Source organism: Chryseobacterium ureilyticum, from assembly GCF_900156735.1.
In the GTDB taxonomy this organism is placed as follows: Bacteria; Bacteroidota; Bacteroidia; order Flavobacteriales; family Weeksellaceae; genus Chryseobacterium; species Chryseobacterium ureilyticum.
In genome coordinates, this window is sequence record NZ_FTOL01000003.1 from 166,260 (window position 1) to 181,913 (window position 15,654).

A 15,654-nucleotide genomic window follows, 5' to 3' on the forward strand; every position below is an offset into this window, starting at 1 on the left:
TTTTGTTCAAATTTAAGGGTAAAATGACAAAAAAGCAAAGAGCGGAACTCGTTCAGATAGAATTGGATAAATTATATCCTACTACACCTATTCCGTTGGATCATACCGATCCTTATACGTTGATGGTTGCCGTAGCACTTTCCGCACAAACTACGGATAAAAAAGTAAATGAAGTTACCCCAAATCTTTTCGAAGTGGCTGGAACTCCACAGAGAATGGCGAGACTGGAGGAATTTCAGATCAAGGAATTAATTAAAGAAATTGGATTATCCAATACCAAGGCAAAAAACCTGAAGAGAATGGCTGAGCTTTTACTGGAGAGGCATAATGGCATTGTTCCTCAGACTTATGAAGAATTAGAGGCGCTTCCTGGTGTAGGACACAAGACTGCTTCAGTAGTGATGAGCCAAGGTTTCGGATTTCCTGCTTTTCCCGTAGATACTCACATCCATCGTCTGATGACCCAATGGAAACTGACTTCTGGTAAAAACGTGGTGGAAACAGAAAAAGATGCTAAGAAATTATTCCCTGAAGAGGTATGGAATAAGCTTCACCTTCAGATTATTTTTTACGGTAGAGAATATTCTCCGGCGAGAGGAAAAGGAGAGAAGGACTTCATTACTAAAATGATGTTTGAGAAGTAAAAATTTGATGTTTTACCGAGCAAAATTCCCCTTCTTTGAAGGGGTGGATTTTTGCGCTGCAAAAAGACGGGGTAGTTTATAAGGATTATATGTCCAATAACCTTCTATGATAATTGATTTGCCCTAAATGATAGTCTAAATGAGCAATCAGGTGAATCAGAAAATAATCTGTAGTCATTGTATCCTCAAAGACAATAAGCGGATATTCCTTTTTCAGATCTTCTTCATTTAATTGTGGGAGTACAGAATCTATCATTTTTATAGTTGCTTCAATTTTTTCTATCAATTCTGTTCTTGGAATATCTTTTAATGAAAATTCAAGCTCCCGATGCCTTACATAACCCGTATTTCCAAGTTGTGCCCCTATAAAATGATTAAGATTTCCAATTAAGTGAAGGCAGAGATTTCCTGCAGAATTGGAAATATTCTTATCAAGCTTCCAAAGATTTTCTTCGTTTTGATAAGCTTCGATTTCAGTTTTTAATTTATTTAAATCCCTATCATAAAGAGATTTTAATGATTCTGTTATCATTGTGATTGTTTTTATGGTAAGTTTATTCAATAAAAAATGGGACAATGTAATGCCCCATTTATGTATCAATATTATTTTTGTTTTTTAGCCCAAAGCTCCATCTTTCTGTTCAAAACATCCAATGGAAGGCATCCCTGGCTTAATACTTCATCATGGAAGCTTGCCAGATTAAATTTATTTCCAAGTTCTTTCTGATATTTTTCTCTAAGTTCTCGGATTCTTAAAGACCCGATTTTATATCCTAAAGCCTGCCCCGGCATTGCCATATATCGTTCTACTTCAGCTACACCAGCTGCTTCGTCATAAGAAATATTACTTAGGAAATACTTAATAGCTTCCTCTCTTGTCATTTTTCCCGTATGTAAACCTGTATCCACAACCAGTCTTACTGCTCTCAGCATCTGATCACTCAGGTATCCCATTTTTTGATAAGGATCAGTATACAATCCAAACTCAGGACCTAAAGTCTCACAATAATGTGCCCAGCCTTCACCATAGGCACCAAACCAACCGAATCTCATGAACTTTGGAAGCTTTGTATTCTCCTGTTGTAAAGAAACCTGATAATGATGTCCTGGAATAGCTTCATGTAGGAAAAGAGATTCCATTCCTGAAGTCACATTGAACTTGGTAGGGTCTGGAAGAGGTACATAGAAAATTCCTGCTCTTTTTCCATCCGGAGTTCCCGGAATATATTCAGCACTGGCACTTGCTTCTCTAAATTTTTCTGTTTGTCTGATCTCGAATTTTGTTTTCGGAGTTACATTAAACATTGTTTTCAGTTTCGGTGTGATCTTAGTCAGAATGCTGTTGAATCCATCTAAAACCTCTTTTGAAGTTTTATAAGTCATTGCCTTTGGATCAGTTTTTACAAAAGTGATAAACTCTTCCAATGTTCCCTTAAAGCCAACCTGCTGCTTTACTTTTTCCATCTCTGCGCGAAGCATTGCTACTTGCTGCAATCCGATTTTATTGATTTCTTCAGGAGATTTCTTCGTAGTCGTCCAGTTTTTTACATAATAGCCGTAAATTTCATTTCCATTGGGAAGACTGTTGTACCCATCGGTATCACGTCCTTTTGGTAAATATTCTTTTTCCAGGAAAGCTCCCATTTTGGTATAAGCCGGAATGATTTTTTTCGTGATAGCTTCTTTATAAAGAGTAGAAAACTTATCCTTTTGAGCCTGAGTAAAGTTTTTTGGAAAACTCTTTATAGGTCCATAGAATATGTTTTTATCCATATCTGAAGTTGTAATTTCCTCAGCTTTCATTTGAGGAATCATTTTGACGATCAGTTTTTTAGGAAGAACAATTTTATTATTAATCCCTTCACGGAAATTTTCTGTAGCGGCATCCATCCATTCCGGAAACTTCTCCATTCTTTTCAGCCAGTCACTGTAATCTTTTTCAGTTTTGAAAGGTTGGCTTCCCTGTCCGCTTCCATATAAAGGAAAATTTAAAGGAAGACCTCCAAATTGCGTAAAAGGAATATATTCCGGATGATAGGCATAGGCTTCAATTTTATCTTTCAATGTATAATCCAGAACGTCATATACTACCTTATCATCATCAGAAAGAGATTTATAATCTACATTTTCCAATTGCTTCTGTACAGAATTGTAAAAAGCAACCTCTCCTGAGATGAAATCTTTATCAATATTGATGGGTAACTGGTCATTGTATCTTGTATCTCCTTGAGAAGTAGCATCTAAAGGATAGAGTTTAAGATACTGCTCATAATAATTGGATGCAATAGAATCCAGGTTGGTAGGAGTCACCTTGGTAAGGGGAGAATCGGATTTTTTGCACGAGGCAAGACCGATCATTAATCCTAGTCCCAGAATACTTTTCGAGATAATACTTTTCATTTTCAGAATCTTTATGATAACAAAAGTAAGTATTATTGGGAGATTCATACCCATTGGCAGTATTGATTTTAAAAAATAATTTTCAAAATCCTTTTCACATTAAATCAATTTTTTATCTTTGTCTAAAACGTTTAACAATCATATTATTACAGTTCTTTTTTAAGGAAAAATGAAAGGGATTTTAAAAATTTACCATCCGGACGAAACGCTAAAATACAATATTAGAAATACTTATTGTAAAGCAGTTTACAGTAACCAGCAACATTTTTTAGAAGTTGAAATTATAACGGATGACAGTTTGGATCACGTGGATGATGATTCATTACAGTACAACTTTCCTCAGCTTTCACTTGAGGTCTTCGATTTCCCTATAGATACGGCGGAAATAGAAGGAAAAACATTCAAAATCAATGATTCTGATGAAGACTCCTATACAGAGGTAGACCTTTTTGATGATGAAGATGCCTATGTCTATGATAATGAGCTTCTTTTTGAGAAAAACGAAGAAGGCGAGCTTCAGGTAATCTGGAAGGGAACCATTGACGATTTCTACACAGGATCAGATACGCCGATTCCGTTTAGGTTAAAATGTGAATTCGGACAGGATGATATTGAGGTAGACGAAGAGTAAGAACAGTCTCCCATCTTTTTATAAAATCAAATTTCTTTTCAAAATTTCTTTTTGGAAAGAAATTTGCTGTTTGCTAATTCTAACAAAATTTATGTTGTTTTTAAGCAATTTTTAAGATATCAATTCATAATATTCCACTACATTTGTCGTTGAAACTTTAATAAAATTCACATTTAATGCTGTTAACGGAACTTTCTCAGATTTTATTTGCACAAATCACTACGCCTGCAGTTGCCGCAGACAATTTAGAATTTTCATTTTGGAAAATCATGTTCCACGGAGGAGCTTTCGCTAAAATAGTGATGGCGACCGTATTATTGCTAGGCGTATTTTCCCTGTATCTGTTTTTCGAAAGGTTTTTCTTTATTAAAAGACTTACATCAAAGACAGATTCAAACTTCATGAATAATATTGAAGACTTTATCAAAGAAGGGAAGATAGAAGCAGCGGCTGACTATTGTAAAACACAAAACTCTCCCGAAGGAAGAATTCTGGAAAAAGGAATTTCAAGACTTGGGCGTCCTGTTTCTGATATTGTAAGTGCTATGGAATCACAGGCACAGGTAGAAGTTGCCAATATGGAAAAAAACCTGAATCTTTTGGCGGTAGTTCCAAGTATTGCACCGATGTTGGGACTTTTGGGAACCGTAATCGGGATGATTATTGCGTTCTTCAACCTATCTCATGCGACAGGATCTTTCTCTCCAAAAACACTTTCTGAAGGTATTTATACTGCGTTGGGACAAACGGCGGTAGGTCTTGCAGTGGCAATTCCTGCGAATTTCTGTTACAATATTCTTTTGACAAGAATTGACAAATTTGTATTGAAGGCACAGAATATGTCTGGAGAATTTTTAGATCTTATCAATAAACCTTTATAAATCTTTCTTAAGATGAAAATTCAAAGAAGAAATAAAGCAAATCCGGAATTCAGTTTAGCAGCGATGACAGATGTTATCCTGTTGATGCTGATCTTCTTTATGATCACATCTTCAGCAGCCAATCAGAGTGCTATTGATGTGAATCTGCCTAAAGCCGGAGCTGTGGATGATAATATTCCAAATCCTGTCATCGTAAGTATTAAGCCGGACGGATCTTACTTTGTAGATGATAATCCTGTGAATAAAGGTGAACTGGAGCAGATTATTGTAGATAAATTAACCAATCAGGCTAATAAGTCTTTCACGATCAGAGCGGACGAAAATACGATGCATAAAGATGTAGTTTTCGCAATGGAAATCGCTGAAAAACATAAGTTTAACATTGCGATAGCAACCGTTAAGGATAAATAATAAATAGTAAGAATCATTTTCAGATGAGAAGCTATACAGCAAACAAAAACGAAGAAAACCGAGACAGGATAAAGAGTGCTTTACTTTCTATTCTGATTTGGTGTGCTATTTTGCTTTTTGTTTTTTATTATAAACTAAAACCAGAACTGGATAAAGAACCAGAAGTGGTTACTACAATGCTTGTGAATTTCGGGGATAACAGAAACGGAAATGGAGTTGAAGAGCCAGCCGAACAGCCAGGAAGTTTAGCTGCCGCTACAGAAGAAGTTACTCCAGACCCGGTAGAGGTACCAGCTCCTGAAACGAAAACAGAAATCAAACCGGAACCTGTTCCCATACCTGAGCCCAAGAAAGTAGAAGTTAAAGAAAAGGTTGTTACAGGAAACAGTTCAAAAAATACAGTTCCTAAAAAGGAAGAGTCTAAAAAAGCTGAAAAGAAAGAAGCTACAAGTACAAGTGCTTCTAAAAATACTAAAAAGGCAGGTGCTACTACTGCCAATTCCAAAACAGGAAACGGAGACGGAAAAGGGAATGCAGCCATAGGAAATCTAATCAAAGGAAGAGGAACAAAAGCCGGTAGCCAGGGAACTGGTGAAGGGATCGGTAATGCGGGAGATCCTTTAGGAGGCGATGGAAATGGTGACAGTAAAGTAGGAATTGACAGAAAACTGGTTGGATATATTCCAGGTACAATGGGAAGAGGAGGAGCACAGCCATCTCACAGTTGTACAGCGAGTGGATCTATTACCGTTGCTTATACAGTAGATAAAGCAGGAAATGTAGTGTCAGCGAGAAGAGCTGGAGGAGTTTCAGATCCTTGTGTGGCATCTACCTCTGTAGCATGGGTGAAGAAATATGTAAAGGCAGAGAAAGCCAACGTGTCTTCTACCGGAAGTTATAAAATTACATTCTAAAAATATAAAAGCACTTTACTCAAGTGCTTTTTTTAATTCGTTGATTCTGTTAATCACAGGAAGTGCAAATATTCCGCTGGTTTGGAGATACAGCTCATAAAACGCTTTTGCTTTATCCTGAAAGTCTTTATTTTGCGCCTCTCTGCTCTTAAAGTAGAAAAGGTTTCCAAGCATTTCATAATAGTCTTTACGATCTCTTTCCTGTCTTTCATTCACAAGGGCAATCATATCTTCCTTAGACATTGAGGATACTTCTGTGAAATTCATTTTGAAAATATCTCTCATTAAAGTATCAAAATCTAGCTCCTTCTGCATTAAACTTTCTTCCGGTTTATCCAGAATAAGTTTCTCCAGTGCCTGGCTTAGCTGGCGTATAAGTCTTAATGTAAATTCTTTATCTGTAATCATAATGGGTAATTTTGTTGCTAGTTGCTAGTTGCTAGTTGCTAGTTGCTAGTTGCTAGTTGCTAGTTGCTAGTTGCTAGTTGCTAGTTGCTAGTTGCTAGTTATTGGGTTATGTACGCCAATTTAGCTGAACGTATTTTATAAAGTTATTTATTTTTCCTCCTAATAAGTTGTATTGTTCAGATTTCTCTTTAAATTTTGGGCTCAATTCTGGGTAAAGCCTTGTGATTTTTGATAAGTGACATACAGTTTCATCACAACTTGCCTGAGAGTATGTCAGGAATTTAATAAAATCTCCTTTATAGTTATTTCTTCCATAGCCTTCTGCAATATTTGTAACAACTGAGTCTGCTGAACGCCTTAATTGACTGCCAAGTTCATATAGTTCATACTTTGGTAGTTGCAGTGACAGTTGATGTGTTTCAATAAACAATTCAAAAGCAATATTGTAAATATCAAGTTTGTTGTAGCTCATATATCATTTTTTAGTGGTAAAAACTAGCAACTGACAACCAGGAACCAAATTATGCAAAGAATAAATAAGCCAACGCAATAGAAGTAATGATACCGACTAAATCGGCAAGAAGCATAGCAATTACAGTGTATCTTGTATTTTTAACAGCTACAGCCCCAAAATATACTGCAATGACATAAAACGTAGTATCTGAGCTTCCTTGAAGTACCGCAGCAAGTTTACCCTGAAAACTATCTGCCCCGAAAGTTGCCATAGTGTCTACCATCATTCCTCTGGCTCCTGAACCTGATAAAGGCTTAATGAGAGCAGTGGGAAGACCGTCTACAAATCTTGGATCAAGACTGGCTATATTGGCAATCCATTTCATCCCGTCAATAATAACATCAAAAACACCTGATGTTCTCAACAGAGAAATAGCGATCAGCATTCCAACCAGATAAGGAATAATCTTTACACAGGTTGTAAAACCTTCTTTAGCACCTTCAATAAAGGCATCAAAAACATTGATCTTTTTATAAACAGCACCAAGTACAATGGCAAGGAAAATAAAGAGAATAAGACCATTACTTAATACTTTACTGAAATCATCAAGTTCGTCTTTGCTCAATTGTACAAGATAGACTACCAATAACCCTATAATTGCTGAAATTCCTCCTACATAAGCAATAACAACCGGACGAAGAAGATTGATCTTTTGGTAAAGAGATACAATAATCATCGCTGCCAATGTTGCGGAAAAAGTGGCAATCATACAAGGCAGGAAAATATCAGTAGGTGTTTTAGAACCCATTGATGCCCTGATAGCAATGATAGATACAGGAATCAGCGTCATTCCTCCTGCATGGAGACACAGGAACATAATCTGTGAATTGCTGGCAGTATCTTTATTAGGGTTTAAAGTCTGAAGACTTTCCATTGCTTTTAATCCGAATGGAGTAGCTGCATTATCCAATCCCAGAAGATTAGCGCTGAAATTCATCAACATGTGCCCAAAAGCCGGGTGATTTTTTGGAATATCAGGAAATAATTTTGAGAAAAAAGGTTGAATCAAACGACTCAAAAGATTAATTCCACCTGCTTTTTCAGCAATACTCATGAATCCCATGAATAAAGTCATGATTCCAATTAATCCAAGACATATTTTTACTGCGGTTTCTGAAGTTCCGATAACACCATCTGCTTCCTGAACACGGTAAACTGCTACATTTTGTTTTAAAGAATCTGTTTTATAATGAATTCTGCTGTCTGCAAAATCATTTTTCTTCATCAGGCTGTCTTTTATGACAGGAGAAAGGGAGCTCATTGGCTGAGACACAATTTTCACGGTATCACCGCCTTTTCCTACCACCATATCATTGAAGATGGTTTTGTAATGGCTTGATGAAATATATTTTATACTGGCAATGGCAATGGCAATGATAATGAAAGCCGACCAAATTCTGCTGAGAACCATTTGATTGATTTAATTGTTTAAACTTATCAAAAATACTTTAAACCACAAAAGCTACAAAAGAATTAAGCATTTAAGTTTTTGAGTAGTGACGTGAATTCTGTTGATAATGGTTTCAAGCTTTTGAAAATCATTTGTTTTTAACGCAAAGTTCGCAATGATTTATTTTATGATGTAGATTTTCCGTTCGCAGCGGCGTTAGCACTTAGCAAAGAACACTAATTAGAGCACGTTGCTGAATGAAATGCCTTAGCGCTCAAAAAATATGCATAAAGCTTAATAACTTCTCTGCGTATTCTTCGCGGTTGAAATATAAAATATTACTCTTCTAAATAAACAAGATATCCTTCAAAATCATCATCCAGATTTTTTAAAACTTTAGCGTCATTCATCTTTTTTACTAATCCATCTACAAAGAAGCTTTTTTCGAAGAATTGGCGGTGGATTCCAGGCAAAAGCTCCATGAAATAATCCATTCCAAGTTTATTGTTGTGAAGATCCATTTTGGTTTCCAGCGGTTTGTTTGGAAACAGTTCTTCGTGGAGATCGGTCATTCTTTTGCAGAAGTCTAATGCTTTTTCAGGAGAAGAAACCTTACAGCAATACATCATAATAAAGCAGCACCAAAGGGCATGTCTGAAAGCATTTCCAATTCCGTTATTGGAGGCTGTTGCGGGGAATTTTGTCTGTGCAATCGTGAATGCTTTTACGGTAGCATGAAAACTCAGTATGGCAAAAAGAGGATGGGGAAGAACCAACGACAAAAGACGCATGATCTTCTTAAAGCTCATACTTCTGATGGTATTGAAAAAAATCTTAACAGTTCTCATAAATAAAAAATCTCTCCCCAATTAGAGAGAGATTGTATTGTTTTCGTTACAGTTGTTATGCTTTTACGGCTAATAAATTAACAGTTTTAGCAACAGTGTCCTGAATTTCTGTTCTCTTCACAATAAAGTCAACAAATCCTTTTTCCTGTAAGAATTCAGAGGTCTGGAATCCTTCAGGTAAGTCTCTACCGATTGTTTCACGGATAACTCTTGGTCCCGCAAAACCGATTAGAGCTCCCGGCTCTGCCATGATGATATCAGCAGTCATCGCGAAAGATGCTGTAATTCCACCAAAAGTCGGGTCACAAAGGTAAGCAATGTATAAAAGTCCTGCTTCTGAAAGCTGAGCCAGTTTAGCCTGTACTTTCGCCAATTGCATCAAAGAGTAAGTAGCTTCCTGCATTCTTGCCCCTCCGGATTGACAAATGATCATATACGGAAGTTTGTGCTTAATACAGTAATCGATAGCTCTTTTGATCTTTTCACCCATTACAGAACCTAAAGATCCGCCAATAAAAGCAAAGTCCATACAAGAAACTACCATTTCAGTTCCTTTTACAGTTCCTACAGCATTTCTGATGGAGTCTGTAAGCTTCGTTTTTGCTTTTACTTCTTTTAAACGGTCTTTATAAGGTTTTGTATCCTTAAAGTTTAAGATATCAATACTTTCAACATTGGCATCCAGTTCGGTAAATTTACCACCGTCAAAAAGGATGTCAAAAAATTCAGCACTTCCTATTCTCACATGAAACCCATCTTCAGGAGAAACATAGTTATTTCTCTTTAATTCATCATGTTCCACAACTTTTCCGGATGGAGTCTGATGCCAAAGACCTTTGGGAACGTCTTTTTTCTCATCAGTAGAAGTGGTAATGTTTTTTGCTTTTCTTTTAAACCAGTCGAATGCCATTTTTAATTGTATTAATGTATAAATGTAAAATGTATCAATGTAAATGCACTCTTTAGGAATACTTTTTACATTGATACAAATGTACAGTTCTTATTTTAAAGTATTTACGTTATTTAAATCTTCAAATGCTTGTACCAATCTTGTAGAGAAAGTATCCTCACCTTTTCTTACCCAAACTCTTGGGTCATAGAATTTTTTGTTAGGTTTTTCTTCTCCTTCAGGGTTTCCGATTTGAGTTCTTAAATATTCAACATTGTTAACCATATAATCTCTAACGCCTTCTGTATATGCAAACTGAAGGTCAGTATCGATATTCATTTTGATTACTCCATAGTCAATTGCCTCTCTGATTTCTTCCAAAGTAGATCCTGAACCTCCGTGGAATACAAAGTTAATTGGCTTATCAGCTGTTCCGAATTTCTCCTGAACATATTTCTGAGAGTTGTCAAGGATTTTTGGAGTAAGAACCACGTTTCCTGGCTTGTAAACTCCGTGTACGTTACCGAATGCCGCAGCAATAGTAAAGTTATCAGAAATAGCTTTTAGTTTTTCATAAGTATAAGCTACGTCTTCAGGCTGAGTATATAGTTTAGAGTTATCAACGTCTGAGTTGTCAACACCATCTTCTTCACCACCAGTTACCCCGATTTCTACTTCAAGAGTCATCTGAAGCTTAGCCATTCTTTCGAAATATTTAGCTGAAATTTCAAGGTTTTCTTCTAAAGATTCTTCAGAAAGGTCCAGCATGTGAGAAGAGTAAAGAGATTTTCCTGTCTGCTTGAAGAATTCTTCGTTAGCATCCATTAATCCATCGATCCAAGGAAGTAATTTCTTTGCACAGTGGTCTGTGTGAAGAATTACAGTTGCTCCGTAAGCTTCTGCAAGAGTGTGAATGTGTTTTGCCCCAGCAATAGCTCCTAAGATTGCAGACTTTTGTCCGTCATTGCTTAATCCTTTTCCTGCATTGAAAGCAGCACCTCCGTTTGAAAACTGAATAATTACAGGAGAGTTTAATTTCGCTGCAGTTTCCATTGTAGCATTTACGTTGCTTGATCCAATTACGTTTACTGCTGGTAATGCAAATTTGTTTTCTTTAGCATACTGAAAGATATCAGTAACTAACTGACCTGTGGCAACTCCTGCCGGAAAAATTCTGCTCATGTTTTACTTTTTATTATAAATTTATTAGGTGTTTATTTTCGTGTAAAGGTAATCATTTTTAAGAAATCATTAATTTCTTTTGTCACGTCCCCAAAGTAGCTTCTGACGGATGGTTTCGTAGAAACTTAAATTGTTGGGCTGTACCAGAAGAAGCTGAAAGTCTGCTTTCCTGATAATAATTTCCTTATCTGTTTCAATATGAATAAGTCTGGAGTCTAAAGAGAGAGAGTATTGTGGTACACGGCTTTCGACTCTGAATTTTATTTCTACCTTGTCATTTACTACTAAAGGTCTCACGTTCAGGTTGTGAGGAGCAATAGGAGTGATGACGAAATTTTCGTTATTGGGAGAAATGATAGGACCACCACAGCTTAAAGAGTAAGCAGTAGAACCTGTAGGTGTTGAAATAATAACTCCGTCTCCCCAGAACACGTTTAGAAATTCATCATTAATATAAGAATCTACCGTGATCATAGAAGTTGTTTCCTTTCTGGAAATTGTTACATCGTTCAATGCGTAAGGAAAGGAGCCCTCCAGGTTGGGAGAAACGACTTCAATTACTGAACGTCGGCTGGTTTTTACATCTCCTTTTAAAATGGAATCCAGTTCTTTAAAAGCTTCTTCCTTTGTAAAAAAAGCAAGGAATCCCAGTCTTCCGGTATTTACACCGACTACAGGAATCTCAAGATCTTCAATAAAGGTTAAAGAATTTACAATAGTTCCGTCTCCACCAAAGGTAAAGAACAGATCTACTTCCTTGTCCAAAAGGTCCTGTTTGTTGTTGAAAGTTTCGAATATTTTCGAAAACTGAAGGGCTTCAGCCATTTCATCATACAGAACAGATTTTACACCTCTGGTTTCAAGTTCAGAGATAAACTTGCTTAAATATAAAAAAGTATCAAGATCTTTTTTCTGAGAATAGATAGCTGCCTTCATGTTATATTTCTATAAATTTTTGGAAAAAACCGAATCGGTCCTTAAACAGATCGGTTCTCTCATCAGAATAGTATTTTTCTACGATTCTGTAATCATACCGTTCAAAAGTTGCGTCTATCGAGGCTAGATTTTCATTGCCGATCTTTATGGTAACATGAATGACTTCATCAGACATAAAGCTTATAAAACCACCATAAAACTTAGAATTGTTACCTTCAACAATATTCGCGATTTCCGTCATGGAGTATTTTCTGGCAGGAGTTTCTACAGTGAGAATAGCTCCGGATTCTGAAAATAAAGGATAACGGGAAAGATCCTGAAAAATGTCTTCACAGGTAATATAGCCCAGATATTTTTCATTCTTATTGATCACGGGGATCACATTGGAACTAAAGGTATAAAATAGGCGGATACTATCCATGATGTTATTATCTTCCAGAATGGCAAACCGCTCAATCTGATGTTCAAGATCCTTCAAGGTTCCTCCATCTTCTTCGTACAGGAAGTCTTTGGCAAGGGCTCCGTAAAAGTGATGGGATTTTTTGATGAAAATATGAGAATATCCGAAGTCCTCCAATGTATTTCTTGCCGACTCTATTGAATCCGACAGGCTAAAACATGGGAAGTCTTTTGAGATATAGTCCTTGATAAACATTGTGCTAATTTATAAAAAATTAAATGAAACTGTTTCTGAAAACACGACTTTTTTTGAGTTTAAATAAAAAAAATGGCTCCAAAATTTGTTTGTAAAGAAAAAAAAGGTACCTTTGTCGCCTTTCATTTTTACTTTTTATTAGATTTATTTCAAACTGCACTGTCTACTAATGACATATGCAGTTTTTTTATTTTAGGGCTTTTGCAAATTCCCACATCACAATTCCGGCGCATACACTTACATTAAGAGAATGCTTTGTTCCAAGCTGTGGAATTTCTAAAAATACATCAATATTGGGCAGGACTTCATCACTGATTCCTTCTACTTCATTTCCTAAAATAAGAGCATATTTTTTTGATCTGTCAATTGAGTAATCCGTGATCAATTGACTGTCGGTAGTTTGTTCTATTCCTATAATTTCATAGCCTTTGCTTTTCAGATCTGAAATTGCGGTATTTGTATCTGATTCATGTGACCAGTCTACACTTTCCGTAGCTCCTAATGCCGCTTTGTGAATTTCACGATGGGGTGGTTGCGGTGTAATTCCGCAAAGAATGATCTTTTCAATTAAAAAGGCATCTGCTGTTCTGAAGGCTGCACCCACATTGTGCATACTTCTGATATTGTCTAAAATGATGACCAACGGAATTTTTTCAACTTTCTTAAATGTTTCTACATCTATTCTGTTAAGTTCTTCCAATTTTAGTTTCTGTACCAATGTATTATTTTGTTGAGATTAATTTTCAGTCTTTGTAGACCTCTGTTTTTTTCAATGTTTCCGTTTTCACGGTATAGGCTATGTTGCCATTTCGTTTTTCAATGGCAAGTTTGTTTTTATGTAAAATTATATCAAAAGTAGTAAAATACTTATACTTAAACTCAAAATATTCTAAGAAAAAAGAATTCCTTTTGTTTCTATTGATTTTTATTTTTTGCTCATAATCTGATGAACGTTTTTCTCAATATTCTGAGCTAATGTTTCCATTGGAATATCATTCTCATCGTTGTTAAATGGATCCTCTATTTCTTCAGCAATAAGCTCAAGACTCATTAAAACATAGTATACAAAAACTGTAAGAGGAATCATGAAAAGTCCAATAGTGATTACATAAGCAATGGGAAGAGCAAATACATAAAGAATAATGAATTTCTTAATAAATGACGAGTAAGAATAAGGAATAGGTGTATTCTTAATTCTTTCACAACCGCCACAAACATCAAGAAATCCAGAAAGTTGGGTGTCCAAATATAACATTTCAACCTCGGTGATTTTTCCTTCTTTTTTTAATTGATTAAGCTTATGAGTGAGAAGAATGATAATTTCACTCGGTCCGTGGTTCTTTAATGTTTTCTCAATCTCAGAATAGTCCTCATCCAAAGCAAGTCGCGTAGATTCTTTAGAAAGATGTTTAGCTAAAAAGTGAGGAAAGTATTTTAAATACCTTGCAATCTGTTCTGCATCCTGACGGTTTTCTCCAAGAATTGTATTGATTTTTATGGCAAAATTTCGGGTGTCATTTACCAGTTTTCCCCAAAGTTTTCTTCCTTCCCACCATCTGTCATATGCCGTATTGGTTCTGAAAACAAGAAGCAGGGAAAGCACAAAACCTAGCAAAGAATGAATCATTCCCACATTACTGATTCCTGATTTTGTGGTAAGGTGAAAGTATTCTACTTCCAGATATTGAATTCCCCACGAGTAAAGTCCTACCATAATCATGCTTGGAAACAGTATTTTCAGGGTATCACTTTTGTGTAAGCTGAACAGGATTTTAAGGAAATGTTTGGTATTGTAGGCTCTCATAAATTCACTTAATACCACAAATATAAATTTTTCAGAATAAAGTAGGAAGTCCGAAACTTGGAGAGGAGAGCTATTGAAATCGAAAAATAAATTTAGATTTTTCATAAAAATCTTTTTATGAAATGATGTATAAAGGCTTATAGAAAATAGTAACCTCCCGCCTTCCTCTTCCAAGTTCCATGCTTTTTATCTTAATTTTCGCAGTTTTCAAAAAAAGCATTATTTTTATTTCGCATTAAATACAAAATACATGATCCTCGAAAACGTAGATGTAGTCAATGATATCAGTAAAGAAGATTTTCAGAAGAATTATTTCAAGAAGCACAAGCCGCTTCTCATTAAAAATTTTGCAAGCCGCTGGGATGCTTTTGATAAATGGAATCTTGCTTATATCCGTGAAAAAGCAGGCGATCAGGAAGTTCCTTTGTATGATAATAAGCCGGCAGACGCTGCTAAAAGTTCGGATGCTCCCGTAGCTAATATGAAGATGAAGGATTATATTGATACGATAAAAAGTAAACCCTCAGATCTTCGTATTTTTTTCTACATCATTACAGACAGACTTCCGGAATTACTTAAAAACTTTACATATCCTGATCTCGGAATGAAGTTTTTCAAAAGACTTCCTACTTTATTTTTCGGAGGAAGTGATGCACATGTTCTGATGCATTATGATGTAGATCTTGGTGATTTTATGCATATTCATTTTGAGGGTAAAAAGAGAATTTTATTATTTGATCAGGAGCAGTCTCCGTATTTATATAAAGTTCCGTTATCTGTACATACCATTTACGATCTGGATTATGAAAATCCGGACTATGAAAAATTTCCGGCACTCAAATATGCAAAAGGCTACGAAATTTTTATGGAACATGGTGATGCGCTTTTTATTCCCGGAGCTTTTTGGCATTTTAACAGGTATCTTGAACCTGGGTTCTCGTTATCATTAAGAGCTCTTCCTAATAAACCATCAGTTTTTGCTAATATGTTGTATCACGTTTTTATTATGAGATACACGGATAAATTGATGCGTAAACTTTTTAAAGCAAAATGGGTAGATTACAAGCAGAAATGGGCATATAAGAAAAGCTCAGAAGCTTTGGAGAAACACTTGAAGTCAGAAAGATAGAGTTTTTAATCATTTTAA

18 protein-coding genes are annotated in these 15,654 nt (G+C 35.8%); 6 read left to right on the forward strand and 12 right to left on the reverse strand.

Annotated elements, in window-relative coordinates; genetic code table 11:
- The first annotated feature begins 23 nt into the window (after positions 1 to 23).
- Positions 24 to 644, forward strand: a complete 621-nt coding sequence (locus tag BW983_RS10490) for an endonuclease III domain-containing protein (RefSeq protein ID WP_076551916.1) — start codon at positions 24 to 26, stop codon at positions 642 to 644.
- Positions 645 to 729: 85 nt separating this feature from the next.
- Here the strand turns inward: BW983_RS10490 and BW983_RS10495 are convergent, their stop codons facing one another.
- Both BW983_RS10495 and BW983_RS10500 read right to left on the reverse strand, forming a co-directional pair.
- A complete protein-coding gene (locus BW983_RS10495; protein ID WP_185116864.1) occupies positions 730 to 1,176 on the reverse strand; it encodes a DinB family protein in 447 nt (148 codons plus the stop codon).
- 71 nt (positions 1,177 to 1,247) lie between these two features.
- Positions 1,248 to 3,044: a DUF885 domain-containing protein gene (locus BW983_RS10500; protein ID WP_076552269.1), complete on the reverse strand. Its 1,797-nt coding sequence runs from the start codon at positions 3,042 to 3,044 to the stop codon at positions 1,248 to 1,250.
- 169 nt (positions 3,045 to 3,213) lie between these two features.
- Between BW983_RS10500 and BW983_RS10505 the strand changes: the two genes are divergently transcribed.
- From BW983_RS10505 to BW983_RS10520, 4 genes are all read left to right on the forward strand, one after another.
- Entirely contained in the window at positions 3,214 to 3,675 is a 462-nt protein-coding gene (locus BW983_RS10505) for a hypothetical protein (protein WP_076551917.1), read from the forward strand.
- A gap of 176 nt (positions 3,676 to 3,851) precedes the next feature.
- A complete protein-coding gene (locus BW983_RS10510; RefSeq protein WP_076551918.1) occupies positions 3,852 to 4,556 on the forward strand; it encodes a MotA/TolQ/ExbB proton channel family protein in 705 nt (234 codons plus the stop codon).
- 12 nt (positions 4,557 to 4,568) lie between these two features.
- Complete coding sequence (locus tag BW983_RS10515; protein WP_076551919.1) at positions 4,569 to 4,967, forward strand: ExbD/TolR family protein; 399 nt, start codon at positions 4,569 to 4,571, stop codon at positions 4,965 to 4,967.
- A gap of 23 nt (positions 4,968 to 4,990) precedes the next feature.
- Positions 4,991 to 5,881, forward strand: a complete 891-nt coding sequence (locus BW983_RS10520; protein ID WP_076551920.1) for a ferric siderophore ABC transporter substrate-binding protein — start codon at positions 4,991 to 4,993, stop codon at positions 5,879 to 5,881.
- Between the two features lie 15 nt (positions 5,882 to 5,896).
- On the opposite strand, the gene BW983_RS10525 is transcribed toward BW983_RS10520, so the two are convergent.
- From BW983_RS10525 to BW983_RS10570, 10 genes are all read right to left on the reverse strand, one after another.
- The gene (locus tag BW983_RS10525; RefSeq protein ID WP_076551921.1) at positions 5,897 to 6,289 is read right to left on the reverse strand and encodes a hypothetical protein; all 393 of its coding nucleotides are present in this window, start codon (positions 6,287 to 6,289) and stop codon (positions 5,897 to 5,899) included.
- Between the two features lie 106 nt (positions 6,290 to 6,395).
- Entirely contained in the window at positions 6,396 to 6,761 is a 366-nt protein-coding gene (locus BW983_RS10530) for a four helix bundle protein (protein WP_076551922.1), read from the reverse strand.
- A gap of 49 nt (positions 6,762 to 6,810) precedes the next feature.
- Positions 6,811 to 8,214, reverse strand: coding sequence for a nucleoside recognition domain-containing protein (locus tag BW983_RS10535; RefSeq protein WP_076551923.1), 1,404 nt, complete (start codon positions 8,212 to 8,214; stop codon positions 6,811 to 6,813).
- 317 nt (positions 8,215 to 8,531) lie between these two features.
- The gene (locus BW983_RS10540; protein ID WP_076551924.1) at positions 8,532 to 9,041 is read right to left on the reverse strand and encodes a DUF6973 domain-containing protein; all 510 of its coding nucleotides are present in this window, start codon (positions 9,039 to 9,041) and stop codon (positions 8,532 to 8,534) included.
- 55 nt (positions 9,042 to 9,096) lie between these two features.
- Positions 9,097 to 9,951 carry an acetyl-CoA carboxylase, carboxyltransferase subunit beta gene (accD, locus tag BW983_RS10545; RefSeq protein ID WP_065395590.1) on the reverse strand — a complete coding sequence of 285 codons (855 nt, stop codon included), beginning with the start codon at positions 9,949 to 9,951 and terminating at the stop codon, positions 9,097 to 9,099.
- Positions 9,952 to 10,041: 90 nt separating this feature from the next.
- Positions 10,042 to 11,112 carry a class II fructose-bisphosphate aldolase gene (gene fbaA, locus BW983_RS10550; RefSeq protein WP_065395591.1) on the reverse strand — a complete coding sequence of 357 codons (1,071 nt, stop codon included), beginning with the start codon at positions 11,110 to 11,112 and terminating at the stop codon, positions 10,042 to 10,044.
- A 69-nt stretch (positions 11,113 to 11,181) separates the two neighbouring features.
- A complete protein-coding gene (locus BW983_RS10555; RefSeq protein WP_076551925.1) occupies positions 11,182 to 12,048 on the reverse strand; it encodes an NAD kinase in 867 nt (288 codons plus the stop codon).
- 1 nt (position 12,049) lies between these two features.
- Complete coding sequence (locus BW983_RS10560; RefSeq protein WP_076551926.1) at positions 12,050 to 12,703, reverse strand: CBS domain-containing protein; 654 nt, start codon at positions 12,701 to 12,703, stop codon at positions 12,050 to 12,052.
- A 187-nt stretch (positions 12,704 to 12,890) separates the two neighbouring features.
- A complete protein-coding gene (locus BW983_RS10565) occupies positions 12,891 to 13,421 on the reverse strand; it encodes an RNA methyltransferase (RefSeq protein WP_076551927.1) in 531 nt (176 codons plus the stop codon).
- 207 nt (positions 13,422 to 13,628) lie between these two features.
- A complete protein-coding gene (locus tag BW983_RS10570; RefSeq protein ID WP_228408997.1) occupies positions 13,629 to 14,612 on the reverse strand; it encodes a bestrophin family protein in 984 nt (327 codons plus the stop codon).
- A 145-nt stretch (positions 14,613 to 14,757) separates the two neighbouring features.
- Here BW983_RS10570 and BW983_RS10575 point away from each other — a divergent pair, with 145 nt between their 5' ends.
- Positions 14,758 to 15,636 carry a cupin-like domain-containing protein gene (locus BW983_RS10575; protein WP_076551928.1) on the forward strand — a complete coding sequence of 293 codons (879 nt, stop codon included), beginning with the start codon at positions 14,758 to 14,760 and terminating at the stop codon, positions 15,634 to 15,636.
- Positions 15,637 to 15,654 lie beyond the last annotated feature (18 nt).

What these genes read in the sequence shown, in the direction of transcription:
- BW983_RS10490 (WP_076551916.1), top strand. Translation starts at nt 24, where the DNA reads ATGACAAAAAAGCAAAGAGCGGAACTCGTTCAGATAGAATTGGATAAA.
- BW983_RS10495 (WP_185116864.1), bottom strand. Translation starts at nt 1,176, where the DNA reads ATGATAACAGAATCATTAAAATCTCTTTATGATAGGGATTTAAATAAA.
- BW983_RS10500 (WP_076552269.1), bottom strand. Translation starts at nt 3,044, where the DNA reads ATGAAAAGTATTATCTCGAAAAGTATTCTGGGACTAGGATTAATGATC.
- BW983_RS10505 (WP_076551917.1), top strand. Translation starts at nt 3,214, where the DNA reads ATGAAAGGGATTTTAAAAATTTACCATCCGGACGAAACGCTAAAATAC.
- BW983_RS10510 (WP_076551918.1), top strand. Translation starts at nt 3,852, where the DNA reads ATGCTGTTAACGGAACTTTCTCAGATTTTATTTGCACAAATCACTACG.
- BW983_RS10515 (WP_076551919.1), top strand. Translation starts at nt 4,569, where the DNA reads ATGAAAATTCAAAGAAGAAATAAAGCAAATCCGGAATTCAGTTTAGCA.
- BW983_RS10520 (WP_076551920.1), top strand. Translation starts at nt 4,991, where the DNA reads ATGAGAAGCTATACAGCAAACAAAAACGAAGAAAACCGAGACAGGATA.
- BW983_RS10525 (WP_076551921.1), bottom strand. Translation starts at nt 6,289, where the DNA reads ATGATTACAGATAAAGAATTTACATTAAGACTTATACGCCAGCTAAGC.
- BW983_RS10530 (WP_076551922.1), bottom strand. Translation starts at nt 6,761, where the DNA reads ATGAGCTACAACAAACTTGATATTTACAATATTGCTTTTGAATTGTTT.
- BW983_RS10535 (WP_076551923.1), bottom strand. Translation starts at nt 8,214, where the DNA reads ATGGTTCTCAGCAGAATTTGGTCGGCTTTCATTATCATTGCCATTGCC.
- BW983_RS10540 (WP_076551924.1), bottom strand. Translation starts at nt 9,041, where the DNA reads ATGAGAACTGTTAAGATTTTTTTCAATACCATCAGAAGTATGAGCTTT.
- accD (WP_065395590.1), bottom strand. Translation starts at nt 9,951, where the DNA reads ATGGCATTCGACTGGTTTAAAAGAAAAGCAAAAAACATTACCACTTCT.
- fbaA (WP_065395591.1), bottom strand. Translation starts at nt 11,112, where the DNA reads ATGAGCAGAATTTTTCCGGCAGGAGTTGCCACAGGTCAGTTAGTTACT.
- BW983_RS10555 (WP_076551925.1), bottom strand. Translation starts at nt 12,048, where the DNA reads ATGAAGGCAGCTATCTATTCTCAGAAAAAAGATCTTGATACTTTTTTA.
- BW983_RS10560 (WP_076551926.1), bottom strand. Translation starts at nt 12,703, where the DNA reads ATGTTTATCAAGGACTATATCTCAAAAGACTTCCCATGTTTTAGCCTG.
- BW983_RS10570 (WP_228408997.1), bottom strand. Translation starts at nt 14,612, where the DNA reads ATGAAAAATCTAAATTTATTTTTCGATTTCAATAGCTCTCCTCTCCAA.
- BW983_RS10575 (WP_076551928.1), top strand. Translation starts at nt 14,758, where the DNA reads ATGATCCTCGAAAACGTAGATGTAGTCAATGATATCAGTAAAGAAGAT.